The sequence below is a fragment of the Pseudoclavibacter sp. 13-3 genome (genome assembly GCF_021168475.1).
Classification (GTDB): Bacteria; Actinomycetota; Actinomycetes; order Actinomycetales; family Microbacteriaceae; genus Pseudoclavibacter_A.
Window position 1 is genome coordinate 22,473 of record NZ_JAJOZT010000003.1, and the last position, 26,536, is coordinate 49,008.

17 protein-coding genes and 1 tRNA gene are annotated in these 26,536 nt (G+C 68.4%); 15 read left to right on the forward strand and 3 right to left on the reverse strand.

What is annotated here, in order from left to right; all coding sequences use genetic code 11:
* Positions 1 to 12: 12 nt before the first annotated feature.
* Positions 13 to 2,121 (reverse strand): M13 family metallopeptidase, encoded by a 2,109-nt coding sequence (locus LRX77_RS06155; RefSeq protein ID WP_231832044.1) that lies wholly within the window; start codon positions 2,119 to 2,121, stop codon positions 13 to 15.
* 98 nt (positions 2,122 to 2,219) lie between these two features.
* On the opposite strand from LRX77_RS06155, the gene LRX77_RS06160 reads away from it, so the two are divergent.
* Positions 2,220 to 2,744, forward strand: coding sequence for a YbhB/YbcL family Raf kinase inhibitor-like protein (locus LRX77_RS06160; RefSeq protein ID WP_231832045.1), 525 nt, complete (start codon positions 2,220 to 2,222; stop codon positions 2,742 to 2,744).
* Between the two features lie 71 nt (positions 2,745 to 2,815).
* Positions 2,816 to 4,249 (forward strand): MATE family efflux transporter, encoded by a 1,434-nt coding sequence (locus LRX77_RS06165; protein ID WP_231832046.1) that lies wholly within the window; start codon positions 2,816 to 2,818, stop codon positions 4,247 to 4,249.
* On the opposite strand, the gene nucS is transcribed toward LRX77_RS06165, so the two are convergent.
* Entirely contained in the window at positions 4,246 to 4,941 is a 696-nt protein-coding gene (gene nucS, locus LRX77_RS06170) for an endonuclease NucS (RefSeq protein WP_231832047.1), read from the reverse strand. The genes LRX77_RS06165 and nucS overlap by 4 nt on opposite strands.
* A gap of 95 nt (positions 4,942 to 5,036) precedes the next feature.
* Here nucS and LRX77_RS06175 point away from each other — a divergent pair, with 95 nt between their 5' ends.
* From LRX77_RS06175 to LRX77_RS06190, 4 genes are all read left to right on the forward strand, one after another.
* On the forward strand, positions 5,037 to 6,365 hold the full coding sequence (locus tag LRX77_RS06175; RefSeq protein ID WP_231832048.1) for an LCP family protein: 1,329 nt from the start codon (positions 5,037 to 5,039) through the stop codon (positions 6,363 to 6,365).
* A 71-nt stretch (positions 6,366 to 6,436) separates the two neighbouring features.
* Positions 6,437 to 6,526: transfer RNA gene (locus LRX77_RS06180), tRNA-Ser, on the forward strand.
* Positions 6,527 to 6,735: 209 nt separating this feature from the next.
* Positions 6,736 to 7,050, forward strand: a complete 315-nt coding sequence (locus LRX77_RS06185; RefSeq protein WP_231832049.1) for a DMT family transporter — start codon at positions 6,736 to 6,738, stop codon at positions 7,048 to 7,050.
* Positions 7,050 to 7,409, forward strand: a complete 360-nt coding sequence (locus LRX77_RS06190) for a DMT family transporter (protein WP_231832050.1) — start codon at positions 7,050 to 7,052, stop codon at positions 7,407 to 7,409. The genes LRX77_RS06185 and LRX77_RS06190 overlap by 1 nt, the downstream gene beginning before the upstream one ends.
* Here the strand turns inward: LRX77_RS06190 and LRX77_RS06195 are convergent.
* Positions 7,399 to 7,743: a hypothetical protein gene (locus LRX77_RS06195; protein ID WP_231832051.1), complete on the reverse strand. Its 345-nt coding sequence runs from the start codon at positions 7,741 to 7,743 to the stop codon at positions 7,399 to 7,401. The two genes, LRX77_RS06190 and LRX77_RS06195, sit on opposite strands and share 11 nt — an antisense overlap.
* A 286-nt stretch (positions 7,744 to 8,029) precedes the next feature.
* Here LRX77_RS06195 and LRX77_RS06200 point away from each other — a divergent pair, with 286 nt between their 5' ends.
* From LRX77_RS06200 to LRX77_RS06240, 9 genes are all read left to right on the forward strand, one after another.
* Entirely contained in the window at positions 8,030 to 9,793 is a 1,764-nt protein-coding gene (locus tag LRX77_RS06200; protein WP_231832052.1) for an HNH endonuclease, read from the forward strand.
* A gap of 80 nt (positions 9,794 to 9,873) precedes the next feature.
* Entirely contained in the window at positions 9,874 to 10,566 is a 693-nt protein-coding gene (locus LRX77_RS06205; RefSeq protein WP_231832053.1) for a TetR/AcrR family transcriptional regulator, read from the forward strand.
* Between the two features lie 162 nt (positions 10,567 to 10,728).
* On the forward strand, positions 10,729 to 13,305 hold the full coding sequence (locus LRX77_RS06210) for an MMPL family transporter (protein ID WP_231832054.1): 2,577 nt from the start codon (positions 10,729 to 10,731) through the stop codon (positions 13,303 to 13,305).
* A 143-nt stretch (positions 13,306 to 13,448) separates the two neighbouring features.
* Positions 13,449 to 14,102, forward strand: a complete 654-nt coding sequence (locus tag LRX77_RS06215; protein ID WP_231832055.1) for a DUF4234 domain-containing protein — start codon at positions 13,449 to 13,451, stop codon at positions 14,100 to 14,102.
* A gap of 270 nt (positions 14,103 to 14,372) precedes the next feature.
* Positions 14,373 to 16,106 (forward strand): ABC transporter ATP-binding protein, encoded by a 1,734-nt coding sequence (locus tag LRX77_RS06220; protein ID WP_231832056.1) that lies wholly within the window; start codon positions 14,373 to 14,375, stop codon positions 16,104 to 16,106.
* Positions 16,106 to 18,109, forward strand: coding sequence for an ABC transporter ATP-binding protein (locus LRX77_RS06225; protein ID WP_442961614.1), 2,004 nt, complete (start codon positions 16,106 to 16,108; stop codon positions 18,107 to 18,109). The genes LRX77_RS06220 and LRX77_RS06225 overlap by 1 nt, the downstream gene beginning before the upstream one ends.
* Positions 18,110 to 18,136: 27 nt before the next feature.
* Positions 18,137 to 19,378 carry a PP2C family protein-serine/threonine phosphatase gene (locus LRX77_RS06230; protein WP_231832057.1) on the forward strand — a complete coding sequence of 414 codons (1,242 nt, stop codon included), beginning with the start codon at positions 18,137 to 18,139 and terminating at the stop codon, positions 19,376 to 19,378.
* Between the two features lie 61 nt (positions 19,379 to 19,439).
* Positions 19,440 to 20,564: a serine/threonine-protein kinase gene (locus LRX77_RS06235; protein WP_231832058.1), complete on the forward strand. Its 1,125-nt coding sequence runs from the start codon at positions 19,440 to 19,442 to the stop codon at positions 20,562 to 20,564.
* Complete coding sequence (locus LRX77_RS06240) at positions 20,561 to 26,485, forward strand: Ig-like domain-containing protein (protein ID WP_231832059.1); 5,925 nt, start codon at positions 20,561 to 20,563, stop codon at positions 26,483 to 26,485. The genes LRX77_RS06235 and LRX77_RS06240 overlap by 4 nt, the downstream gene beginning before the upstream one ends.
* Positions 26,486 to 26,536: the final 51 nt, after the last annotated feature.

Below are 26,536 nucleotides of genomic sequence, written 5' to 3' on the forward strand. Positions count from 1 at the left end.
TCGGGCGAGGCGTCACCAGATGCGCACGCGTTCGTCGCTGCCGAGCCAGAGCCGATCGTCTGCGGCGACCGAGAACACCTCGTGAAAGGCGTCCAGGTTGCGCGGAATCTGATTCGCGCGCAGGTCGTTGGGCGAATGCGGGTCGATGGTGAGCAGGCGAACCGCCTCTTCCGGGCGACGCTTCTCTGCCCAGACCTGCGCCCATGAGAGAAAGAACCGCTGCGGGCCGGTGAGCCCGTCGATGACCGCAGCCTGACGGGCGGCCTCGGCCACGGCGTCCGCCGCCGACTGCGCGGGATCGACGCCCAACGACAGCAGATAGGCCTGCCAGGCGATCGAGAGGCCGCTGAGATCGGCGATGTTCTCACCCAGGGTGAGCGCGCCGTTGACGCTGTGGCCGGGAGCGTCGAGCGGCTCGAGCGCGTTGTACTGCGCGACGAGTGCGGCGGTGAGCCTCTCGAAGGCCTCGCGGTCGGTCGCGCTCCACCAGTCGACCAGTCGGCCGTCGCCGTCGTACTTCGACCCCTGGTCGTCGAAGCCGTGACTGATCTCGTGGCCGATCACCGCGCCGATGCCGCCGTAGTTCGCGGCGTCGTCGGCCTCGGCGTTGAAGAAGGGCGGCTGCAGAATCGCGGCCGGGAACACGATCTCGTTGAACCCCGGGTTGTAGTAGGCGTTCACGGTCTGCGGGGTCATGAACCACTCGTCGCGGTCGATCGGGCGGCCGATCTTGCCCAGCTCGCGCGCCTGTTCGTAACGCCCGATCGCGCGCACATTGCCGATCAGGTCGTCGCGGCCGACCTCGAGCGTGGAGTAGTCGCGCCACGTGACCGGGTAGCCGATCTTCGGGGTGAACCTCGCCAGCTTCTCGAGCGCCAGGCGTTTGGTGTCGTCGCCGAGCCAGGTCAGCGAGCCGACCGAGCGGCGGTAGGCCTCGATGAGATTGGCGACGAGCTCGTCCATGCGGTGCTTCGCCGCCGGAGGGAAGTGCTGTGCGACGTACTCGCGCCCGACGGCCTCGCCCAGCCCGCCCTGCACGAGCGAGACGCCGCGCTTCCAGCGGGGGCGCAGCTCGGGGGTGCCGCTCAGGGTGCGGCCGTAGAAGTCGAAGTTGATCTCGACGAAGTCGTGCGAGAGATAGGGTGCGGCGCCTCGGATGACGTTGACGGCCAGCCATGAACGCCAGGCCGGCAGCCGGTCTTCGGTGAGCAGGGCGGCGAGGCCCTCGAGCGCGGAGGGCTGCGCGATGACGACCTCGGCGAGCACCTTCGGGTCGACCTGCGCGGCCTCGAGGTAGGCGCTCCAGTCGATGTTCGGCGTCGACGCGACCAGCTGCTCGAAGGTGCGCAGGTTGTAGGTCTTCTCGATCTCGCGGCTGGCGACGACGTCCCAGTGCACGGCTGCGATGTCGGTCTCGAGCTGCAGCACCTCATGGGCCCGGCTGGCGGCGTCGTCGACGCCGGCGAGCTCGAGCAGCACCTGCAGATAGATCAGGTACTTGCCGCGCACGTCGGCGAACTGCTCTTCGCGGTAGTACGACTCGTCGGGCAGGCCGATGCCGCCCTGCACGATGAAGGGCACGTACCGGTCGGGCTGCCCCGGGTCGTTGTCGACGTAGAGGCCGAAGAACCCGCTCGACCCGCGCTCCTCGGCGCGACCGACGGCCGTCACGAACTCGGCGACGGTCTGCGGCGCCAGCGCGGCGGCGATGTCGTCGGCGATCGGGGCGGCTCCCAGCTGTTCGGCTCGGGCTTCGTCCATGAAGCTCGCATAGAGGTCGCCGATCTTGCGGCGGTCGGCTGTCGAGCGGTCGTCGTCTGTGCTCGCGCCGGTCGAGGCGTCGTCGCGCGGGGCCGCGTGCCTCCCGGCGGGCTCGCTCGCCGCCGTCGCGTCGGCGTCAGCCTCGACGATCGTGCGAATCGCGTCTTCGGCCGCTTCGGCGAGCTGCAGGAACGCACCGTAGCGCGACTTGTCGGCGGGAATCTCGGTGCGTTCGAGCCAGCGTCCGTCGACGTGCAGGTAGAGGTCGTCCTGCGGGCGCACCGCCGGGTCGAGGTCGGTGACGCGGATGCCGGAAGAGGGCTCGGCGGGCTGAGAGTCGCGAGAGGCAGCAGAAGTCATGCCCACAGCATAGTTGTCGGGGTGCCCGTGTCGGTCGGTCCGTGCACCTGCGGTCGATTTTCCTCGCGTTCGGCCGCAGCGTGTGCCTAGCATGGACCATGGTCAATCCTTACGACGAACTGCCACAGGTTCCCTCATTCGCACTCACCAGCGACGACGTCGTCGACGGTCAGACGCTGAAGTCGTCCCAGGTCGGGGTCGGCGCCGGCGGCGAAGGGCGGTCTCCGCAGCTGTCGTGGTCGGGCTTCCCCGTCGGCACGAAGAGCTTCGCGGTCACCGCCTACGATCCCGATGCTCCGACCGCGAGCGGTTACTGGCATTGGGCGGTCTATGACGTTCCCGCCTCGGTGACCTCGCTGGATGCCGGCGCGGGCAACGCCTCGACCGGCGGCGGATCGCTGCCCGCGGGCGCGGTCGCGCTGACCAACGACTCGCTCGGTCGCGACTTCGTCGGCGCCGCGCCGCCCGTCGGGCACAGGCCGCACCACTACTACTTCGTGGTGCACGCCGTCGACGTCGATCACCTCGATCTGCCCGAGAACGCGACGCCGGCGGCGCTGGGCTTCAACCTCTTCTCGCACACGCTCGCTCGCGCGACGCTGGTCGGCGTCTACCAGCGCTGACGCCTCTACCAGCGCTCACTCCATCGAGGCGCCGACCCGGCGACGTCAGACGTCGCCGCTAGAGTGCCTGTATGACTGAACCGCGGCCTCGGGGCGCTCGGCACCGCCTCGATCGGCGCATCGCGGCCCTCGCGGTTCCAGCGCTCGGTGCGCTCGTCGCCGAGCCGGTGTTCACACTGATCGACTCGGCGATGATCGGGCATCTGGGCGCTGCACCGCTGGCCGGGCTCGCGGCCGCGGCGAGCATCCTGCAGACAGCCGTCGGTCTGATGGTCTTTCTCGCCTACGCGGCCACGCCCCTCGTCGCGCGCCGTCTGGGCCAGGGGCGGCCCGCCGAAGCGCTCGCCGCGGGCATCGACGGGCTCTGGCTCGCGCTCGTCACCGGCATCGCGCTCGCGCTCGCGGGGTGGTGGGCGGCCGACCCGCTTGTTGCTGTGCTCACGCCTGACGCGGCGGTGACCGCGCAGGCGCATGCCTATCTGCGCGTCTCACTGTTCGGGCTGCCGGCGATGCTCGTCGTGCTCGCGGCGACCGGCGTGCTGCGCGGGCTGCAAGACACCAAGACGCCCCTGGTCGTGGTCGCGGCTGGCATGGCGGCGAATGTCGCGCTGAACGCGCTCTTCATCTACGGGCTGGGCTGGGGCGTCGCCGGCTCAGCGCTCGGCACCGTCATCGTTCAGTGCTGCATGGGTTTGGTGCTGGCCGGAATCGTGGTGCGACGCGCTCGTGCCGTCGGCGCGGGGCTCGGGCCCGAATGGGCGGGCGTGGGCCGATCGATGCGCGAAGGCGGCTGGCTGTTTCTGCGCACGGCAACGCTGCGTGCGGCACTGCTCGCGACGGTCTGGCTGGCGGCACGTCTCGGCACCGACACCCTCGCCGGCTACCAAGTGCTCTTCTCGCTGTTCAGCGCGTTGGGCATGGCCTTCGACGCGCTCGCCGTCGCCGGGCAGGCGCTGGTGGGGCTCGAACTCGGGGAGCGCGAGCGGCGGCGGCGAGAGCAGGCGCCGGTCGATGCGCCGCCCAGCTCGTCAGCCGATCGGCAGGCGACCCCGTTCGGCGTGCATGCGGTGAGCCGACGTCTGCAGCAGTGGGGGCTTCTGGTCGGAGGAGGGCTGACCATCGTCTTCGTGCTGATCTCGCCATGGGCCGGGCGTGCGTTCACCAGCGAACCGGGTGTGCTGTCGATGCTGACTCCGGGGCTGATCGCCATGGGTGTGACGCTGCCGCTGGCGGGGTACGTGTTCGTGCTCGACGGCATCTTGATCGGCGCCGGCGACGGACGCTACCTCGCGCTGGCCGGGCTGCTCAACCTGGTCGGCATGGCGGTGTGGATGGCCGCGGTGCTCTGGCTGCTCGGCGGCCTCGCGGGTGCGGGCGGCACCATGATCGCCGACCGGTGGAAGCTCGTCGCGGTGTGGTCGTGCTTCGGCGGCGGGCTGATGATCATGCGTGCCCTCACCCTCGGGCTGCGCCTGCGTGGCGACCGCTGGGCGCAGCGCGTCTAGAACAGCCGCTCGTCGGCGTCGTCGGTGCCGCGCATGGCCTCGTAGTCGAGCACAAGACACCGGATGCCGCGATCCTCGGCCAAGGTGCGCGCCTGCGGCTTGATCTCCTGCGCCGCGAAGACGCCCTGCACGGGAGAGAGCAGCGGGTCGCGGTTCAACAGTTCGAGGTAGCGGGTGAGCTGCTCGACGCCGTCGATGTCACCTCGGCGTTTGAGCTCGACGGCGATGTGCTCCCCGTTGACCCCGCGGGCCATGATGTCGACCGGCCCGATCGCGGTGGCGTATTCTCGGCGCACGAGTTCGCATCCTTCGCCGAGCAGCTCGATCTGCGCCGCCAGCAGCTCTTGCAGGTGCGCCTCGACCCCGTCTTTGATCAGCCCGGGATCGGTGCCCAGCTGGTGCGAGGTGTCACTGAGAATCTCGTGGATGCCCACGATCAGCTGGTCTGACGTCTTGCGCTGGGTGACGCGCCAGACCTCGATGACGCCGATCTCGCGCTGGTCGTCGTCGGGCTCTTCGACCGTCAGGCTGCAGGGCGGCGACATCCAGTTCAGCGGCTTGTACGAGCCGCCGTCGGCGTGCACGAGCAGCGAGCCGTCGGCTTTGAGCATGAGCACGCGAGTGCCGAGAGGAAGGTGGGAGGTGAGCCGCCCGGCGTAGTCCACCGTGCAGCGAGCAATGACGAGACGCACATCGGCATTGTAGACGGGCCGACAGGCGTTTCACATGAAACATCGGCACACTAGTAGAGTTTGTAGATCTGACTGACTTGGCGAAAGGGGCCTTGATGGCGCAGTCGCGACGAGAGCGACGTGAGGTTGAACGTCGCCTGGCGAAGGCGTCCAGCTCCGCTGCGAACGACAACCGCTTCACCGCGGTCGCGCGTCATGGCGCGCTCGCACCGGCTGGAGGCGGCCCCAAAGCAGTCTTCAAATGGATCGCCCTCTGTCTGACGATGGCCATCGTCGGGGGTGTCGCTCTGACCGGGCTGATGGTCTGGTCGGTGCAGAAAGACATCGGCTACTTCGACTTCACGAACGCCGACGGCAGCCCGCAGGTCGCCACGGTCGACGGCCCGGTCAACTTCTTGCTGATGGGCTCAGACACGCGCAAAGACCAGGGCGACGGCTTCACCGCCGAAGACAAAGACACCGACCTGGCAGACGTCATCATGCTGCTGCACGTCTCGGCCGATCACCAGACCGCGACTGCGGTGAGCTTTCCGCGCGACCTGATGGTCTCGATGCCGGCGTGCCCGAAGACCGACGGCAGCGGCGGCACCTACCCGGCGCAGAGCCGCGTGCAGATCAACTCGACCATCTCGTACGGTGGCCCGAGCTGCACGGCGCTCACGGTCGAGAAGCTCACCGGCGTCGACATCGGCTTCGTCGGAAAGATCGACTTCAAGGGCGTCATCGAGATGTCGAATGCGATCGGCGGCGTGCCGGTCTGCGTCACGAACGACATCAACGACAACGACTCCGGGCTGCACCTGACCGCCGGCGAGCACACGATCCAGGGCGCAGATGCTCTGGCCTTCCTGCGCAACCGCCACGGCGTCGGTGACGGCAGCGACCTCGGGCGCATCAGTTCGCAGCAGGTCTACCTCTCGTCGCTGGTGCGCACGATCCAGACGCAGGGCGCGCTCACGAATCCGGTGAGGCTCTACGACCTGGCGTCTGCCGCGGCCCGCAACATCGAGTTCTCGTCGAACCTCAAAGACACCGGCATGCTGGTCTCGCTGGGCGCGACGGTGGCCGGCATCTCGCTCGACAACGTCGCCTTCATCCAGGCCCCGGTGACGGAAGATCCTCGTGACCGCAACCGTGTCGTGCTCGACCCGACGCTGTCGACCCCGCTCTTCCAGGCGATCGCCTCGGGTGAGGGCGTGCGACTGAACGAGAACAGCAAGACCGGCATCGGCTCTGAGACGGTGGGCGAAGCCACCGACGCGACCGCCTCGCCGTCTGCGGATGCCGCGCCGTCGGCATCAGCGCAGCCCTCGACCGCCTCGGGGTCGCCTGCGCCTGAGGCCTCGCAGCCGGCGACGGTACTGCCAGAGGGCATCGTCGGGCAGACCGCTCGGGATCAGACCTGCGCGGTGGCGAACAAGTAGGTTTGTGCCTGGCAGGTGGCGCAGCCGTGCGAATCCGCTATGATGACATGGTGCCTTTCGCAGGTGCCTCTGGAGACGTCGCATAGTCTGGCCTAGTGCACCACCCTGCTAAGGTGGAGTCCCGAATTTCGGGACCGAGGGTTCAAATCCCTCCGTCTCCGCACGAAACGAAGGCCCTGCATCCCATGTGTTTTCCGGGATGCGGGGCCTTTGTCGTTTGCACGGCCATGCTCACGGTTCGCAGGGTCGCCTGCGTTCTGCCCACCCTGTCCACGAGCCCTGCTAGCCTGTCACCGAAGCCCGTCTCCGGCCCGCAGACGAGGGCGCTCTACCCACAGACGACAGGGCTGACTCGCAGGAGGGCTGCGGCGTGGCATGGATCATTCTCATCGCATCAGGTCTGCTCGAGGCCGTCTGGGCAGCCGCACTCGCAGCCTCGCGCGGTTTCCGCAGGCTCTGGCCCAGCATCCTCTTCGTCGTCGCGTTCGGCGCGAGCATGGCCGGTCTCGCGTATGCGATGTCGGTGATTCCGACTGGCACGGCCTACGCCGTCTGGGTGGGCATCGGCGCATGTCTGACGGTGATCTGGTCGATGGCGAGCGGGCGGGAACGGGCCTCGGCCGCGCGTGTGCTGCTGCTCGTGCTGCTCGTCGCATCCGTCATCGGTCTGAAGGTGGTGAGCTGATGCCGTGGATCGTCCTCGTCGTGAGCGGTGTGCTCGAAGCGGTCTGGGCGACCGCGCTGGGGCGCTCGGAGGGGCTCACCCGCCCGGTCGAGGTCGTCGTCTTCGCGGTCGCGCTGCTGATCAGCATGGTCGGCCTGAGCCGTGCGGCCCGCACGATCCCGATCGGCACCGCCTACTCGGTGTGGGTGGGCATCGGTGCGGTGCTGACGGTGGTCTTCGCACTGGCCACGGGCGCTGAGCCGTTCTCGTGGCCAAAGGTGTTCTGCATCGGTGGCGTCGTGATCGCGGTGATCGGGCTGAAGCTGGTGCCGTCGGATGCCGCGGTGGCGGAAGACGCGGAATCGTCGCCTAGAGCGTGAACATCAGCGCGTAGAGCGCGGCGAAGACCGCTGCGGGCAGATAGAGCAGGATCACCAGCGCACACGAGACGAACATCTTGGTCGCGCGCGAGCTCCATGAGGCGACCCCGATGACGATGTGCAGCACGATGCCGAGCACGAGCACGACGGGAAAGCCGTAGACGAGCACCACCAAGAAGATCAGCGGGGCGTATGGGCCGGGAGAAGTGACGGCCACCAGGGCGTACCAGATCGACGCGACCGCCAGCGGTAAGAGCGGCAGTGCGATGCTCAGGCGCCGTGCCCACTGCTCTCGGCGGTTGCGCCGGTGTTTCGCGGGGCTCTCAGCAGTCATCTTCAGTCGATTCTATCGGGCAGTCGGGTCAGGCTTATCCCCCTGCGTCTCGGAGGCGCCTGCCGGTCGAACCGAGCGGTGTGCAGGTCGGTTGTTCTGTTGGGTGCTGTGGCGTTCTGTCTGGTTCTGTCCTGTCCCGTGCTGTGAAGAGAACCACGCTGTAGCCGAGCCTGTGCGCAGAGCGTCGGGCAGCATCCATATGAGGCGTACTTCGGTGTCATTCCGGGGCTCGATGGGTGGGTGACTGCAGTCGTCGAATGTCAGTGGGTGGGTGTTGACTCGGGTCATGGAAGCCACATCGCACCTCGCGCAGCCCTCGCAGCCAGATGTGCTGCAGGGTCTGATCGCGCTCGGTCGTGTGGCCGGCGCCGTTGGTGCGCAGGCCGGTAACGCCGATGCAGGTGCCGTTGGCACCGGCGCGGCGGGCTCACTCTGGGGCGGCCTGTCTGGGGCTGCCCTCGTCGCGGCTGTCGAACTCGTCGAGCACGCGGGTCGCGCCATCGATTCGCTGCGTGTGCAGGTGGCCGGTGAAGTGGCACAGCGGTGCACAGCCTGTGACAGCGACGAGCGGCTCTCCACGAGATACGGGCAGCGCAACGCGGTCGAACTCATCGAGTATGTGGCCGGCGTTTCATCCCGCGAGGCACGCCGCCGGGTACGACTCGGCGAGCAGGTGCTCGGGCGCACGGGAGACATCGGGCTGCCGCTGCCGCCGCTCTTCGCGCAGGTCGGTGCGGCGCTTGCTGCTGGCGATCTCGGTCTCGAAGCGGCTGAGGCCATCGTGAGCGAGCTCGGCAAGGCGGCTCCGCGAGCTGACCTCGAGACGCTGGAGGCGGCCGAGTGTGCGCTCGTCGACGGTGCGCGCTCGCTGCGCCATGCTGATCAGGCGGGTTTGGGGTCGTCAAGCGTTGCGCCGTCAAGCGCTGGGCCGTCAGGCGCTGGGCCGTCGAACGCTGCAGGTGACAATGCTGCGGACGACGGCGATCGCGATCTGGGCTACCGGCACTGCGTTCCCGGACTCTCCGCAGATCTTGTGCGAGTACAGGCGGCGGCATGGCGCGAGGCGCTCGACCCCGATGGCGTGCAGCCGCGAGAAGATGAGGCGGTCAATCGACGCGACTTCTGGATCTCGTCGCGTGCCCGAAACGGTCTGCACGCCGTGCGCGGCGCGATTCCCGCTGACGTCGCGGCGCGTGCTCTCGCCGTCTTCGATGCCTGCCTCAGCACGAAGACTCCGCCGCGATTTCTGAGTGACGTCGTCGACGGGACAGGCGCGACGGATTCAGGCTTGATGGGTGCGGAAGAGATCAGCACAGACGGGAGCAGTGCAGGCAAGAGCAGTGCAGACTCTCTCGATCGCGAGACAGCCCGGGCTGAGATGCGCACGCTCGGCCAGCAGCGCGCTGATGTCTTCGCCGCCATGGTCGCCGCGCTGACCGGCAGTCCTGAGTTCCACACGCCGCCCGCCGTGATCGTGACGATACCGGCTGCTGCCTCGGCCGACACCGGCTCTGGTGCTGCCCCGCTTGGTGCTGCCCCGCTTGGTGCTGCCCCGCCTGGTGCTTCCGGGTCTGGCTCTGCTTCTGCCGGCGTTGCCGTCACCGGCAACTGCTGTGGCATCGGAGCGATCGCCGCAGCCGGCAGCATCTCGGGCGTCGACCATCCGGTCGCTGCGCAGACGATCGGTCGCATGGCCTGTGACGGGGGCACCCAGTTCGCCCGGCTCGATGCTCGGGGAGCCCTGATCTCGCTGACGACGACGCAACGGGTGTTCAGCACCCACCAGCGGCGGGCGATCGCTGCTCGAGACGGCCACCAGTGCGCGATTCCGGGCTGCCGCATCCCCGCTCATGCGTGTGAGGCACACCATGTCGTGCCCTGGCAGCACGGTGGTGCGACGCATGTCGACAACGGTGTGCTGCTGTGCTGGTGGCACCACCGCCACATCGACAACGGGTCGTGGCAGATCACGATGAACGTCGGCAGGCCACAGGTGCGGCCGCCGATGATCCGTTCGCTGCTGCACCAGACCGCACGTCGGAGGCGATGACGAGACGAAGGCGCCTGCTCACAGCATCCACTCAGCTCATATCATTGCACGACGGGCAAACTTGCACGTAGGGTAATTTCATGTCCGTTTCTTCCTCATTGGGATCAGTGCCAGCCCCAGGCTCTGGCCAGCGCGAGCTGAGTCGACGCGAACTGAATCGGGCGGCCACCCGAGCAGCGATCATCGAGGCTGCGATCAGTCTCGTGCTCGAGCACGGCCGCGATCGCGTGAACGTCGAGCAGATCGCCGAGCGCGCCGCTGTCTCGCGGCGCACGTTCTTCAACTACTTTCCCGGCATCGACGCAGCGCTCAACGCCCCCACCGAAGATCTGCTCGTCGAGGCCCTGCAACAGATCGAGAATCGGCCTGCGGCCGAATCTGTCGTCGAGGCCGTGACGCAGGTCTTCATGAGCAGCGTCACCTCCCGCTATCTGCAGCAGTGCCTCGAACTCGGCGCGGCTCTCGACGGGCACGCCGAGTTCCTGCAGTACGAGCTCATGGCCTGGGACGAGGCTGAAGCGCGATTCGTCACCGCTCTGCAGCAGCGCGCGCCTGTGGGGATGCCGCGCATCCGTCTCGTGGTGTTCGTCGCCTCGGTGCTGGCGAGCTGTCGAGCGGCCATCAACGCCTGGCTCGCCGAACGGCATCAGCCCGCAGACGGAATCGATGCCGCGCCCGAGAGCGCTGCACTCACCGACGCCGATCTCACCGACCTCAAACGCCAGCTGCTCAACGCGGTCGTGACGGTGCGTGACGGGTTCGCCGATCTCTGAGCCGGCGCATCTCTGACCACCTGCATCCATGCGATCAGCAGAGTTCCCAGACCACACGACACCCATCACGCCCCACGCCCCCACACCCACCCGCCCACGAACCACCTCGACTGTGCACACCAGCGGTCGCAACCTCCACACAACACGAAGGAGCCACTCCCCATGGCATCACTGCTCTACCGACTGGGCCGTTTCAGCGCGGTGCATCGTCGGCTCATCATCGCGATCTGGCTGGTGATCATGATCGCCGTCGGCGGCGCGGTCGCAGCCTTCGCCGGCACGACGAGCAATAACTTCTCCATCCCGGGCACGCAGTCGCAGTCGCTGATCGATCGTCTCAAGGATCGCATCCCCGCTGCCTCGGGCGGCACCGGCACCATCGCCTTCGACGCTGGAGAGGGCAACCGGTTCACCGACGAGCAGAAGACAGCGGTGAGCAGGGCCCTGGCCGACATCGACGACCAGAACGCCATCGCCAGCGTCGTCGATCCCTTCCAGACGCAGCGTGACCTCGACTCCGCGCGTCAACAGGTCGATCAGGGCAGGCCGCAGATCGAGGCGGCACGCGCCCAGCTCGATGCCGGGCAGCAGCAGCTTGATGCGGCGAAGGCTCAGCTCACGCAGCTCGAGCAGGCTCGTGACGCGGCCCAGCAGGGCGGGGCATCCGCCCAGGCCGCCGCGCTCAGCGCACAGCTCGAGGCGGGGCAGGCGCAGCTCGCGCAGCAGCAGACCACGGTCGATGCCGGGCGCACGCAGCTCGACGAGCAGCAGGCGGAGCTCACCCGAGCCGAGCGCACGATTGACGCCAGCTCTGCGATCAAGTTCGTCTCTGACAACGGACGAGTCGCCCAGGCACAGGTGACCTTCACCACGGCGGCCGAGAACGTCTCTGCAGAAGACAAGAACGCCGTGGTGAGCGCGACGAACGCTGCGCTCGAGGGCACCGGCGTGACCGCTCAGTACAGCACCGAGATCGTCTCAGACATCTCCGGGCTCTTCGGGCCGGGAGAGGTCATCGGTCTCGTCGTCGCGGGCATCGTGCTGGTGATCATGCTCGGCACGCTCATCGGCGCCGGCCTGCCGCTGCTGATGGCGATCGTCGGCGTCGGCGTCGGCGTCGGCACCACCTTCGCCCTCACCGGTGTGATCGAGATGACCTCGGTGTCACCGATGCTCGCCATGATGCTCGGCCTCGCCGTCGGCATCGACTACTCCCTGTTCATCGTGAACCGCCATCGCACCCAGCTCAAAGAGGGCATGAGCCTCGAGGAGTCCATTCCGCACGCGGCCGGCACCTCGGGCAACGCCGTGCTGTTCGCCGGCCTCACCGTCGTGATCGCCCTGGCCGCGCTCGCGGTGCCCGGGCTGCCGTTCCTGACCGTGATGGGCCTCGCCGGGGCGGGCACCATCATCGTGGCCGTGATCGTCGCGCTCACGCTGACACCGGCCATGCTCGGGTTCATCGGGATGCGCATCCTCAGTCGCAAGGAGCGTCGCGCGTTGGCGGCGCGCGAGGCGGACGCCCCGGCTGTCGAGCCGGCTGCGCCGAGTGCGGCGTCACCGGCATCGCCCCGGCGTCGCTTCGACTGGGGGCGCATCGTCACGGCGCACCCGTGGGTGTCGCTCATCGCAGGCGTCATCATCGCCGGCGTGCTCGCACTGCCGGCGAGCGACCTGCGGCTCGGGCTGCCAGACGGCAGTTCCGAGGAGCCCAGCACGACAGCGTACAAGTCGTACCAGCTCATCGCCGACAACTTCGGCGCCGGGGTGAACGGCCCCCTCGTCGTCGTCGCCGAGCTCCCCGACAGCGTGACCACCCAGGCGCAGCAGGAAGACGCCTCGCTTGCCCTGGCCGACCGACTGCGCGATATCGACGGCGTGGCCGCGGCCGTGCCGGGCGGCGCCAGCGAAGATCACCGCACCGCTGTGCTGCAGGTGGTCTCGCAGAACGGCCCGTCGACGGTCGAGACCGAGCAGCTGGTCAAGCAGATTCGTGCCGATGCCGACGACATCAAGACGCAGACCGGCGTCGAGATCGGCGTGACCGGCCTCACCGCGGTCAACATCGACGTCTCGCAGAAGCTCGGCGACGCACTGCCGCCCTATCTGGCGATCGTGATCGGGCTGTCGCTGCTGCTGCTGATCCTCGTGTTCCGCTCGATCGTGCTGCCGTTGCTCGCGACGCTGGGATTCCTGCTCTCGCTGGCCGCGAGTCTCGGGTCGGTCGTCGCGATCTACCAGTGGGGCTGGCTGGGGTCGGTGTTCGGCGTGCACGACCCGGCTGCGGTGCTGAGCTTCCTGCCGATCATCCTGATCGGCGTGCTCTTCGGCCTCGCCATGGACTACCAGATGTTCCTCGGCTCTGGCATGCGCGAGAGCTTCGCGCACGGGGCAACGCCGCGACAGGCGGTCATGCACGGCTTCACGGTCGGCGCACGCGTCGTCACCGCTGCCGCGATCATCATGGTCAGCGTGTTCGCCGGGTTCGTCTTCTCGGAGCTGACGATGATTCGCCCGATCGGCTTCGCGCTCGCCTTCGGCGTGCTCGTCGACGCCTTCCTGGTGCGCATGACGATCGTGCCCGCGGCGCTGTATCTGCTGCGGCGGTCGGCCTGGTGGATTCCCAAGTGGCTCGACCGCATCCTGCCCGATGTGGACGTCGAGGGTGCGAAGCTCGACGCGCTGAAGTCCGCGAAGACGGATGCGCCGAATGGGTCGGGTGCACGCGAGGAGTCGTAGCACGACCATGGCGCGCGGTCGGGAGTGCGGCGTACGATAGCTGTCGGGCGCTGCGCGCTCAGGGGGGCGGTGCTCTGGCACCCTCTTCAGCCATCGAACAGACACGGTGTCACGCGATTCGCGGCGCCTGATGAGAGGGAGTCATGTCCAATCCGAATCCGTCTGGCCCACCGCCGCGTCTCCCGATGCCAGACCACGCGCCACAGTCGGCCCAGCCCCCAGCGTCGGCCGTTCCCCCCGTGCCGTATGTTCCGGTCGCTCAGCTGCCGCCCGCACCGCAGGGCGGCGAGCTGCCGCCGATTCCGCCGGCAGGGCAGTTCCCGCCGGCGCCGCCGACACCGCCGGTGACGACCAGCGCCCCGAACGGGTTCGGCGGGCAGTCGGGCGCGGCGAGCCCCATGCGTCAGCTGCCGACGAATCGGGGGCTGCTGGTCTTCATCCTGCTGTCGATCGTCACTCTGGGCATCTACAGCATCGTCGTCATGACGAAGATCGGCGGTGAGATCAATACCGTCGCCTCACGGCATGACGGGCGCCGCACCATCAACTTTCTGCTGGTGCTGTTCCTGCTCGGCTGGCTCACCGGGGGAATCTTCACGCTCATCTGGTACCACCTGCTCAGTGAGCGCATCGGAGTTGAGCTCCGGCGGCGCGGGCTCGCGCGGCAGTTCGGCGCGTCAGACTTCTGGCTGTGGAACGTGCTCGGCAGCCTGATCATCGTCGGACCATACGTCTACATGTACCAGCTGCTGCATGCGATGAACGACCTCAACGCCGACTACAACCAGCGCGGTTGAGTGTCGCAGTGATACGGGAGGGCCCCACCCACGGTGGGGCCCTCTTCTGCGTGAGCGAACCTCACCGGCCACGACCACGAAACCGAGGTTGAGCCTGCCCCCCTGCGTCTGGCATACTGATGCAGCTGCGCTGTCATCCCTCCCGAGCACCACATGCCTTCTTCCCGAACCCCGACGACGACGCGCCCCATCGAGCCGTGAGCGCTCGGAGAGCGCAGGGCAGATGCGCTTCGCGGGATCCTGACGAGTCCGCGCAGCAGAGAGACGCTCATGACTCTGCTCCGACTGCTGACCGCATTTACCAAACGCTACTGGCCGTGGCTCGTGGCGGTCTTCGTGCTCCAGCTCGTCTCGACGCTGGCGGCGCTGTACCTGCCCAGTCTCAACGCCGAGATCATCGACGACGGCGTGAGCCAGGGCGACACCGACCTGATCTGGTCGATCGGCGCGCGGATGCTGCTGGTCTGTCTCGTTCAGGTGGTCACCGCTGTCGGCGGCATCTGGTTCGGCGCCCGCACCGCGATGGCCGTGGGCCGCGACCTGCGCGCGGGGGTCTTCGACACCGTCACGTCGATGAGCGCCCAGCAGGTCGGCGACTTCGGCGCTGCGACGCTGATCACCCGAGGCACGAACGACGTGCAGCAGGTGCAGATGCTGCTGCTCATGACGCTCAACTTCATGGTATCGACACCGATCATGTGCATCGGCGGCATCGTCATGGCCGTGCGCGAAGACGTCGGTCTGTCGTGGCTGGTCTGGGTGTCGGTGCCGCTGCTGCTGATCGTCGTGGGGTTCTTGGTGGCGAAGCTGATGCCGCTCTTCCGCGGCATGCAGGATCGCATCGATGACATCAACGGCGTGCTGCGCGAGCAGATCATCGGCATCCGCGTGGTGCGGGCCTTCGTGCGCGAGCCGCATGAGACTCAGCGGTTCGCGGGTGCGAATGCTCGGCTGACCGACGTGTCACTGCGCGTGGGGGCGATCTTCGTGCTCATGTTCCCGGCGATCATGATGCTGCTGCACCTCGCGACGGCGGCCGTACTCTGGTTCGGCGGTCAGCGCGTAGACGCCGGCGAGATGCAGGTCGGCTCCCTCACGGCGTTCCTGCAGTACCTGCTGCAGATTCTGATGGCCGTCATGATGGGCACGTTCATGGCCATGATGATTCCGCGCGCGGTGGTGTGCGCCGAGCGCATCGACGGTGTGCTGAGCACTGAACCCGACCAGAGCGAGCCGGAGCACGAGCGCGAGGTGCCGCGCACCGGCATCGTCGAGTTCGCCGCAGCGGGATTCCGCTATCCGGGAGCCGAGCAGCCGGTGCTCGCCGACCTGACCTTCACCGCGCGCCCCGGCGAGACGGTCGCGATCATCGGCTCGACCGGGTCGGGCAAGACGACGCTGCTGAGCCTGATTCCGCGGCTGATGGAGGCCACCTCGGGCGAGGTGCGCGTCGATGGCGTCTCGGTGGGCGAGCTGTCACGGCGACAGCTCGCCGAGCGGGTCAGTCTGGTCACCCAGCGCCCGTTCCTGTTCTCGGGCACCGTCGCGAGCAACCTGCGGTTCGGCCGTGAGGATGCGACGGACGCCGAGCTCTGGCACGCGCTGGAAGTCGCCCAGGCGGCCGATTTCGTGCGCGAGCATCCGGATGGGCTCGAACGACGAATCTCACAGGGCGGCACCAACGTGTCAGGCGGGCAGCGGCAGCGGCTGTGCATCGCGCGCACCCTGGTGGCCCGGCCGGACGTCTACCTGTTCGACGACTCGTTCTCTGCGCTCGACGTCACGACCGATGCGCGCCTGCGACGCGCGCTCGAGCCCGAGCTGGCGGATGCCACGGCGATCATCGTGGCGCAGCGCGTTGCGACCATTCGCGACGCGGATCGCATCCTGGTGCTCGACGACGGCCGCATCGTCGGGCAGGGCACCCACGACGAGCTGCTCGAGACGAATGAGACCTACCAGCAGATCGTCGAATCCCAGCTGTCGGCCGAGGAGGTGGCGTGATGAGCGCACGCGAGACAGACGCAGTGAACACCCCTGGCACGCCTGGCACGCAGCACGATCATGACGAGCACGACGACGACTTCATGCCGACGGCTGGCGACGGCGACATGTTCGGCGATGCGCCTGCGGTGCGCAAGGCCGAGAACTTCTGGCCGTCGGTGCGGCGCCTCTTCGGCCTCCTGGCGCCGCACAAGCTGGCCCTGACCCTGGTGCTGGCCTTCGTGGCCGCCTCGGTCGTGCTCAGCGTGCTCGCACCCAAGGTGCTGGGTCAGGCCATGGACGCCATCTTCAACGGCGTCGTGGGCGCGCAGCTGCCGCAGGGCGTCAGCAAGGATCAGCTGATCGATCAGCTGCGGGCGCAGGGAAACGATCAGATGGCCGACATGCTCGCCGGCATGAACGTCGTGCCGGGAGAGGGCATCGACTTCGCCCGGCTCGGCATGATCATCCTGGTCGTGCTCGGCATGTACGTCATCGCCTCGGCGTTCATGTGGGCCCAGGGCGCGGTGCTCAACCGCATCACCATGAGTGCGGTCAGCGACCTGCGCTCGCGCGTCGAGGCCAAGCTGAATGCCCTGCCGCTGAGCTACTTCGACACCCGCAAGCGCGGTGATCTGCTCTCACGCGTCACCAACGACGTCGACAACGTGCAGAACGCTCTGCAGCAGGCCTTCGCCCAGCTGGTGCAGTCGGCGCTGAGCGTGATCGGCATCACCGTGATGATGTTCGTCGTCTCCTGGCAGCTGGCGCTCGTGGCACTGCTCGCACTGCCTCTGGCCGCGGTGGTCACCGGTGTGATCGGCGTGCGCTCGCAGAAGCTCTTCGCCGCGCAGTGGAAGGAGACCGGGCAGCTCAACGGCACGATCGAGGAGTCGTTCTCGGGGCACGACCTCGTCACGATCTTCGGGCGCAGCGACCGCATGGAGGCGAGCTTCCGCGAGCAGAACGCCCGGCTCTATCAGGCATCCGCGGGCGCGCAGTTCGTCTCCGGCATGATCATGCCGGTCATGCAGTTCGTCTCGTACCTCTCATATGTGGGCATCGCCGTGCTCGGCGGCCTCAAAGTGGCCTCGGGCACGATGACCCTCGGTGACGCCACCGCGTTCATCCAGTACTCGCGCGAGTTCACCCAGCCGCTCTCGCAGATGGCCGGCATGGCCAACATGCTGCAGTCGGGCGTCGCCTCGGCCGAGCGCATCTTCGAGCTGCTCGACGCCGACGAACAGGATCCCGACACCGTCAGCGAGAAGCTGCCCGAGCATCCGGCCGGCCGCGTCACCTTCGACGACGTGAGCTTCAGCTACGAGCCCGACGAACCGCTCATCGAGCACCTCTCGTTCGAGGCACGGCCCGGCCAGACGGTCGCGATCGTCGGCCCGACCGGCGCGGGCAAGACCACCCTGGTCAACCTCGTGATGCGCTTCTACGAGCTCACCGGCGGGCGCATCCTGCTCGACGGTGTCGACATCACCGAGATCTCGCGCGCCGACCTGCGTTCGCAGACCGGCATGGTGCTGCAGGACACCTGGCTGTTCAAGGGCACGATCCTCGACAACATCCGCTATGGACGCCTCGACGCGACCGACGACGAAGTGGTCGCCGCCGCCCGAGCCACCTTCGTCGACCGGTTCGTGCGTCAGCTGCCCGAGGGGTACGACACCGTGATCGACGAGGAGGGCGGCAGCATCTCGGCCGGCGAACGCCAGCTGATCACCATCGCGCGCGCGTTCCTCGCCCGGCCGACGCTGCTGATTCTCGATGAGGCGACCTCGGCGGTCGACACCCGCACCGAGGCGCTGGTGCAGCACGCGATGGCGGCTCTGCGCAGCGATCGCACCTCCTTCGTGATCGCGCACCGGCTCTCGACGATTCGCGATGCCGACACCATCCTGGTCATGGAACACGGCAGCATCGTCGAGCAGGGCAGTCACGACGAGCTGCTCGAACGCCACGGGGCCTATCGTCGGCTCTACGAGAGTCAGTTCAGCGGCACGACCGAGTGAAAGGCGCTCGACGGGCCGCAGGGTAACGTGGAGGCGAGCAACGACGTCGACCTCGAGGAGCCCAGCACTGTGAACGCCCTGCAGATCAAAGCCGCCCTGGCCACCGACGTCGGTCTGCGACGCAAGCTGAACGAAGACTCCGGCATTGCCGAGCGACCGGTCTATGCGGTCGCCGACGGCATGGGCGGGCACGACTCGGGCGAGATCGCGAGCGGGCTGGTGATCGAGCGGCTGCGTGCCCTGGTGGCGGCCGCGACGGGTGGCGTGGTGTCGGCGGATGCGGTGGCCGAGGCCCTGCAGCAGGCCCAGCTCGAGGTGGCCGAGCTCTCCGCGAGCCGTCCGCACGGGGCCGGGTCGACCGTCAGCGGCGTGGCGCTGATCGAGTCGGCGGGTGAGCCGCACTGGCTGGTCTTCAACGTGGGCGACTCCCGCGTCTACCGGTCGCGCAACGGGTCTCTGGTGCAGTGGACACATGACCACTCGCTGCTGCAGCAGTGGCTCGACGACGGGCGCATCACGCCCGAGCAGGCCGCCGAGAGCTCGCGCAGCAACGAGATCACGAAGGCGGTCGGGTCTGACGACTCCGATCCCGACTTCTTCCTGGCGCCGGTCGTCAACGGCGAGCGGCTGCTTATCTGCTCTGACGGACTGCACGGTCTGGTCGGCGCCGAGGCGCTGCGGGCCTCGCTCGTGATGGGCGGCACTCCTCAGACGACGGCTGATTCCCTGGTGGAGCGCGCGCTGGTCGCCGGAGGCACCGACAACGTCACGGTGGTCGTGGTCGACGTGGTGTCGGGCGGGGCGCTGCGAGATCCGGAGTCGCCCAGCGAGAGCCTCGCCTCGCTGGCCGATGTGGCCGCGGTGCACGGGCGGCGTGATCACGAGAGGCAGCGCGACGTCGAGCACTCCGCCGAGACCGACGACACCCGCTACGTCTCGCGTGCGAGCCGACGAGCGCGCATGCACACCGCGGCCGATGAGACTGTGCTGATCCCGCACAGCGAGTTCGCCGAGCCGGCCATTCCCGAGCCGGTCGTCCAGCAGCCGGTCGTCGATGCCGACCTCGACGAAGACACCGTCGTGATCAGACGCGAGCCGGTCGTCACCCGCTCAGCGCCGGCCGTCGCCGCCTGCGTCGACGTCATCGAGCACCTCGACGACACGGTGTTCGACGACACGGTGCTCGTCGGCCGGTTCGAAGACGACGATGACACCCGGCCGATCCGTCGCGGACGAGGCGAGCGAGCATCCGCCGACCGATCGCTATGACCTGGTGATGCGAGGCCGCCCGCATTTGCCTTAGAATCGCTAGAGACTTCGGGGAGGGCACATGGGCAAGCGACTGCCGTCGGCTCCTCCTGCGCTCTCGGGCTGCACCTATGTGCGCCCGCTGGGCACCGGCGGCTTCGCCGACGTCTTTCTCTTCGAACAGGACATGCCCCGCCGCCCGGTCGCGGTGAAGGTGCTGCTCTCAGACGTCGTCGACGAAGACGTCGTGCGCATGTTCAACGCCGAGGCCGACGTCATGGCGCGGCTCAGCTCCCACCCGGCGATCCTCAACGTCTATCAGGCGAGCATCGCGCCCGACGGGCGGCCCTACCTGGTGATGGAATACTGCCCGACGGGAGTCTCTCCGGCCTATCGCGAGCAGGTGCTGTCGCTGCAGACGGTGCTCGACATCGCCGTGCGCATGGGCAGCGCGCTCGAGACCGCACACCGGGCGGGCGTGCTGCATCGCGACATCAAGCCCTCGAACATCCTCTTCACCTCGTTCGGCACGCCGGTGCTCGCCGACTTCGGCATCGCGACCTCGCTCTCGGGCCGTCACGCGACCGATCTGTTCGCCATGTCGGTGCCGTGGAGTGCGCCGGAGGTCGTGCGCGAGCAGACCAGAGGCACGATCGCCACCGAGGTGTACTCGCTGGCGGCGACCGTCTACACGCTGCTCGCCGGGCACTCGCCCTTCGAGATCCCGGGCTCCGGGCGCAACTCGGCCGACAAGCTCAAAGCTCGCATCGTCAAAGGCCGCGTCACACCGATCGGTCGTGATGACGTGCCGACCACGCTGCAGCGGCTGCTGATGCGATCGCTGTCGCCGAATCCCTCCGAGCGGCCGGCCACCGCGCTCGAGTTCGCCCGTGAGATCCAGCAGGTTCAACAGCAGATCGGCGTCGTGCCCACGCAGCTCGAAGTGGCCTCGTCAGAGTGGGCGGGCGCCGGCTCGGTGCTCGGGTTCGACGACGCCGGCCTGCGCGGGCCGAAGCGCGCGGCGGTGCCGGTGACCTCAGAGCGGCGACGGCACAGTCGCAGCGTGCGAGAGCTGGCGACGCAGGCAGAGGTCGTCGAAGACGCCCAGGGCTCTTCGGGGCGACGAGGCCTGTGGATCTGGGCCGGCGTGACCGCCGCGCTCGTCGTGATCGCGGTGGCCGTCACCGTCTGGGTGGTCGGGCGGTGAGCCCGACGGGGGGCGGCCACAGCGGCGTCGCGGCTGTCAGTCTGCAGCGCCTGCTGCGCAGCCGGTGGACGCGATGGATCGCGCTGCTGATGATCGTCGCGCTGGCCGCGGTGGGCGTCGTCGTCTGGCGCGGCGTGCCCACGCAGCAGACCGACTTGGGGAGCCCGACGGTGTGGTCGGTCAACGGCCGTGGCCCGCTTTACGGGCAGGTCAACACCGACATCACCGAGCTGGGCGCGATTCACGCGGGTGACCCGAGCGCGTTCAAGATCAGCGGTGTGCTGCAGAGCGGCGCCGACGTCGTGCTCTACAGCGACCAGCAGAAGCTGAAGACGGTCGATCCCACGAGACCGGTGAGCATCGATGACCCGCAGGACGTCGCCTCAGCGCCGTTCGACGCTGACGTGATCGTGCCCTCCGGAGGCTATGTCGCCTTTCTGAACCGGAAGACCGGCGCGTTGGGCGCCGAGTCGATCGGCGATCTCGCGCGAGGCGACTCACCCTCGCCGATCAACCAGCGCAAAGGCGACGAGACCGAACGCTTCGTCGCAGGCGCCGTCACCGACCGTGGGCGTCTCTACGGGCTGAGCAGCGCGGGCGACCTCGTCGAGTTCGACGTCACGAGCGGCAAAGAGGTCGAGCGGCGGTCGACCGACGGGCCGACGTCTGGCGACAAGGTCGACCTGACGGTGTTCGGCGAGCACTGGGCGGCCCTCGACCGCAGCGACAGCGGCGCCACACTGTGGATCGACGGCGTTCAGGCCGGGGCCGCGCTCGATGCCAAGGCGCGCCTGGCCGTCGCCGTCGCCGACGCCGGGCAGCTCGCGGTGGCCGACGAATCGGGGCTGCACACCTTCGATGCACACGGCGGCGACGGCGGCATCGACGTCGATGCGCAGGGAACGCCGGCGGCCCCGGTCTGGGAGGCCGGCTGCCTGCACGCCGCGTGGGGGTCGGGCAGCGCGATGTCCGTGTCGGACTGCGGCGGCGACGCACAGGCGATTGACACTCCGGCCCAGGCCGCGGTGAGCTCGAGCCAGCCGGTGTTCCGCCGCAACAACGGCGGCTTCGTGCTCAACGATGTGGCCTCTGGGCTGATCTGGCAGCGCTCGGGCGACGACTGGACGCTGGTGCCGTCGTCGGTCGCGTGGCAGCGTGATGACGACCAGGAAGAGACCACCGACGCGCAGCAGAACCAGGACGCCCGGCAGAACGAGTGCCCGATTCCGGCCAGCGGCGCCAACGCCGAGTTCGGCGTGCGGCCCGGGCAGCTCACCACGGTGCCCGTGCTGGTCTCAGCACTCGATCCGAACCCGCAGGACACGATCTCGATCGTGCCGTCTGCCGACAGCCCGAAGTGGAACGCGGGCGGTCTCGGCGATCTGTCGGCGGTCAACGACGACCAGGCCGTCGCGCTCTCGCCGACGGGCGCCGAGGGCAGCGGCACGGTCGGCTTCGTCATCACCGACGGCTCCGACTGCCGGGTGAACGCCGAGGCCAAGGTCACCGTGCACCCGATGAGCGAGAACAGCGCGCCTGAGTATCGCGCGGTCAACGACCAGTCGCTGGCCAACCTGCAGGTGAGCCCCGGCGGCTCACTGCGGTTCAACGGGCTGAACGGATGGGTCGATCCCGACGGCGACCCGGTCTACGTGACGCAGGCCACCGCATCCGTCGGCACCGCCGCGGCCACGCCGTCGGGCATGATCGCCTACAAGGCCGACGACGACCAGCCCGCGGGGCGCATCGTGATCACCGTCGAGGTCTCTGACGGCCGCGGCGGGGTCGCGACGCGAGACGTGCCGGTGACCGTCGCCGACTCTCCGCTGCTCAAGGCACGCTCGTTCTCGCGCACGGTCACCGTCGGCACATCGCCGTCGATCGACCTCAGCGAGTTCGTCAGCGGCGTCTCGGGCGGTGGTGTCGAAGACAGCCGCGTCGAGCTCAGCCGTGCCACCGTCGATGAGAGCCTGCAGTCGAAGGTGCGCGTGCAGCCGAGCAGTGACTCGCTCTCGGTGAGCGTCACGGCGAGCGAGGCCGGGGTCTACCCGGTGACGTATGAGGTGAAGTCGGGGTCGAGTCAGGCGACCGCGACGCTGCTGATCACGGCCAGTGCCGCCGAGAACAAGATGAGCACCCCGCCGATCAGCGTGTTCCTGCGGCCCGACGAAGACGTCACCGTCGACCCGCTGCAGCCGGTGAGCAACCCCGGCGGGCGAGTGCTGATGGTCGGCGACGGTCAGCAGTACGCCCTGGATGACCCGAGATCGTCACTCAACGCGGCGGCCGTCGGCGGCAGTTCGCTGCGGGTCAGCGGGCAGACTCCAGACAGACGTCCCGGCCGCATCGGCACGTTCACCTACGCGGTGACTGACGGGGTGCAGACGATCACCGGGCAGGCGACGGTCTTCCAGCTGGACGAGAGCCAGTCGACGAAGCCGGTCGCCGTCGCCGATCAGGTCACCGTGCGCGCGGGCGATCAGATCGACATCCCGGTGCTCGACAACGACGTCGCCCCGGCGGGCGGCACACTGATGCTCGACCCGCGGCAGACCACCGACGACCTGCCGGGGCTCGCCTTTCCCTCCGGCTCGGTGTTGCGCTATCTGGCGAGCGACACCCCGGGCAGCTACACGATCGACTACCGAGCCTATTCGGCCGGGCACCCGGGCGAGGGCTCGCTCGGTCGGGTCAACGTGCGGGTGACCGCAGACGACGGCAATCAGCCGCCGACGCCCAAGAACATCGACGCTCGCGTCGAGGCGCGCAGCAGCACGATGATCAGCGTGCCGAGCTTCGGCGTGGATGCCGACGGCGACGACGTCAGCGTGGTCTCGGTCACGCAGCCGGGCCAGGGCGGGGCGGCGCAGGTGCTCGCGGACGGCCGCGTGCAGGTCAGCAGCACCGATGACGCCGGGCCGATCGAGTTCGACTACACCGTCGCCGATTCGCGCGGGGCAACCGGCACCGCGCATATGCGGGTCGGCGTCATCACGAACACCTCGTTGGCCCCCATCGCCTACAACGACTACGTCGAGGCCGCCCCTGGCACCGACGCCGTGACGATCGCCCCGACGCTCAACGACACCCGCGTCGGCGACGAGAAACTCGAGCTGCAGTCGGCCGACGAAGTGGTGTCGGCAGCGGCAGACGGCGACGCGGCACGGACGCCGGTCGAGGTCTCTGACAACACGGTCACACTGCACCCCGGTCGGGCCGTGGGCAAGACCGTCTTCACCTACACGGTGCAGAGCGCAGGCGGCAGCACCGCCACCGGAAGCATCGTGCTGAACGTCACCAACGACGCTCTGCCGCAGTACCCGGTGCTGGTCGACACCGTGATCGGCGCCGGCGAGATCGACGGCGACTCGTTCAGCGCCGACGTCATCGCCAACAAACTGGTCTGGTCGGGCCCCGCTCTCTCAGTCGAGCTGCGCGGATCGCCCGAGGGCATGCGCCTCGACGGCGATCGGGTGCAGGGCTCGCTGCGCGATCAGCGGCAGATCGTGCCGATCTCGGTCACGGCGTCCAAGGACGACTCCGGGCAGACCCCGCAGACATGGGCGTTCGTGCGCGTGCCGAAGAAAGACGCCCTGCGGCCGCAGCTCAAAGACCCCACCAAGGTGTACGAGGTGCACGAGCAGCAGCAGGTCTCGGTGAACCTCGTCGATGAGATCGGAAGGGTCAGCGGCCGCACGCTGCAGGTCAACGCAGCCCGAGCATCCGGCGCACGCTCGCAGGCGAGCTGCTCGGTCTCGGGCACCACGGTCAGCTATGCGGCCGGCGGCGACAGTCAGGTCGAACGCGACACGTGCAGCGTCGAGGTGCAGTGGGCCGGCGACGACGACACGCGCAGCTCTGTCGCGCTGCCGATGAAGATCACGCTCGACAACCCGCCGCCCGAGATGCGTGCACAGCAGATCGCCGTCGTCGCGCCGGCGGAGTCGAAGACCGTCTCGCTGACCGATTCGGTGCAGTGGACCGACGACAAGAGCAAACTCGGATTCCAGTGCGGGCCGGCATCTGGCGCGGCCGGCGTCACGGTGACCTGCAACGGGTCGTCGGCGACGATCACGGTCGCCGCCGATGCGCAGCAGGGGTCAGTGGCCGGTTTCGACGCCAAGATCGTGTCGCCGTCGTTCACCCCGCAGCCCGGCGCACGACTCAGCGTGCAGGTCGGCACGCTGCCGCCGCAGACGCTGGAGGCGGCGGGGCTTTCGGTCGACGTCTCGGAGGGCGATGGCGGCTCGGCCTCGGGCAGCGTCGACGCGATGGCTGCGAACGGCTCGATCAGCAGGTATCGCCCGGTCGAGCTGACCGGGGTGAGCTTCGCCGGCTCGGCCGGAGTGACCGGGTCTGTCAGCGGCTCGAACATCTCGGTGCAGGTCGCCGCGAACACCGCTGGCGGTGTGAAGAGCGGCACGTACCAGGTCAGAGACGCGCAGGGCAACACGGGTCAGGGGCGCATCGAGGTCAACTACAAGGCTCGGCCGAACAAGCCGACCGCCACCCTCGACACGGTCGGCGACGGCACGGTCACGCTGGCGATCGCACAGAACGAGACGCTGAGCGTGCCGGCGGTGACCGGATTCACCGTGACCTCTGGCGGCGGCTCGAAGAGCTGTGCGGTCGGGGGCACCTGCACGATCAGTGGCCTCAAGAACTTCGAGAACCAGACCTTCACCGTCGCGGCGGTCAACGACGTCGGGTCGTCGCGTGAGACCGCGTCAGTGTCGGGCTTCGCGTACAAGGCGCCGTCGACACCGAAGATCGGCACGGTCGCCCCGTCAGGCGACGGGCTGGCCACCGTCGAAGTCACCATGCCAGACGACACCGCTGCGACCGTCACCGTCACCAGCTCGAGCGGCGGCTCCGCAAGCCTCGGCGGCTCCGGCGGCAACGCCACCATCGCCGTGAACAACGCACCCACCGGCATCACCGTTACGGCAGCCGCGCGAGACGTTCCGACGGGGCTTCGCCAGGCGCCTGCGACGACTGCGGGCACTGCAACGACATCTGCGTACGGCGTCGGCAAACCGGGCATCTCCGGAGTCTCCGCGTCGGCGCAGAACGGATCGATCTCGGTCACCGGCGAGATCAGCCCGCAGGGCGGGAAGGTCAAATACTGCTGGATCGTCAACGGCGAGTGCAGGCGCGAGGGAACCGGTGGCAGCGCTGCGACGACGTTCTCGTCGGGCGAACTGCAGCAGAACAAGGTGAATACCTTCGTGCTGCAGGCCGAGGGGCTCGACGCTGGGGGCAGTGGCGTGGCATGGGAGACGACTGCGCTGTCGAACAGCGTCTCTGCGACGCCGATCACCTTCCCCTCCGGGGCCGGCGACGTCAAGTACCGGGTGAACTCCGACGGCTCGTTCGGCGGATTGGTCAAGAGTTCAGACGGCGACTTCACCGCGGTGGGTGAAGGAGACAAACCCAGTGCCTCGAACCAGAAGTACACGATCAGATGGCGATTCTCCGACGGCACGACCGACAGCCAGCCGCACACTGTCGGCCCGGAGGGCACACCCAGGTACCCCTTCTCCATCGGGGAGTCGAGCGGGTGGCATGACAACATCGTCGAGCACACCTTCGCCAGCACGTCCGACTGGACCTTCACTCTTCCGGCGAAGCCGACCGTCGACGCTGACAGCAATGACTACACGATCTCACTGCAGTACTGCAAGACCGGCGGAGGGTGTCAGACCCTGGGCGAGAACGCGACCTCGGTCTCGCTTCCCGAGGGCGCGGCGACGTACACGTTCACCTGGAAGGTGCAGTTCACGGGGCAGCTGTCAGAGGGCACCGCACCCCCGCGGCAGTTCACGCTCAAGACGCAGGCCTATGAGGCGCCCGCTCCCGAACCCGACCCCGATCCGGGAGGCGGCTCGGGCGGCGGCTCCGGCACCGGCGCCACGCCCTGACACCAGCCCTGAGCGCTCCTCGGGGCAGAGCGCAATTCAGCATCCATCGAA

Excerpts from the sequence above, each read along its gene's own strand:
- LRX77_RS06215 (WP_231832055.1), top strand. The coding sequence starts at position 13,449 with ATGTCCAATCCGAATCCGTCTGGCCCACCGCCGCGTCTCCCGATGCCA.
- LRX77_RS06220 (WP_231832056.1), top strand. The coding sequence starts at position 14,373 with ATGACTCTGCTCCGACTGCTGACCGCATTTACCAAACGCTACTGGCCG.
- LRX77_RS06195 (WP_231832051.1), bottom strand. The coding sequence starts at position 7,743 with ATGACTGCTGAGAGCCCCGCGAAACACCGGCGCAACCGCCGAGAGCAG.
- LRX77_RS06175 (WP_231832048.1), top strand. The coding sequence starts at position 5,037 with ATGGCGCAGTCGCGACGAGAGCGACGTGAGGTTGAACGTCGCCTGGCG.
- LRX77_RS06235 (WP_231832058.1), top strand. The coding sequence starts at position 19,440 with ATGGGCAAGCGACTGCCGTCGGCTCCTCCTGCGCTCTCGGGCTGCACC.
- LRX77_RS06165 (WP_231832046.1), top strand. The coding sequence starts at position 2,816 with ATGACTGAACCGCGGCCTCGGGGCGCTCGGCACCGCCTCGATCGGCGC.
- LRX77_RS06155 (WP_231832044.1), bottom strand. The coding sequence starts at position 2,121 with ATGACTTCTGCTGCCTCTCGCGACTCTCAGCCCGCCGAGCCCTCTTCC.
- LRX77_RS06160 (WP_231832045.1), top strand. The coding sequence starts at position 2,220 with ATGGTCAATCCTTACGACGAACTGCCACAGGTTCCCTCATTCGCACTC.
- LRX77_RS06225 (WP_442961614.1), top strand. The coding sequence starts at position 16,106 with ATGAGCGCACGCGAGACAGACGCAGTGAACACCCCTGGCACGCCTGGC.
- LRX77_RS06190 (WP_231832050.1), top strand. The coding sequence starts at position 7,050 with ATGCCGTGGATCGTCCTCGTCGTGAGCGGTGTGCTCGAAGCGGTCTGG.
- LRX77_RS06205 (WP_231832053.1), top strand. The coding sequence starts at position 9,874 with ATGTCCGTTTCTTCCTCATTGGGATCAGTGCCAGCCCCAGGCTCTGGC.
- LRX77_RS06200 (WP_231832052.1), top strand. The coding sequence starts at position 8,030 with ATGGAAGCCACATCGCACCTCGCGCAGCCCTCGCAGCCAGATGTGCTG.
- LRX77_RS06210 (WP_231832054.1), top strand. The coding sequence starts at position 10,729 with ATGGCATCACTGCTCTACCGACTGGGCCGTTTCAGCGCGGTGCATCGT.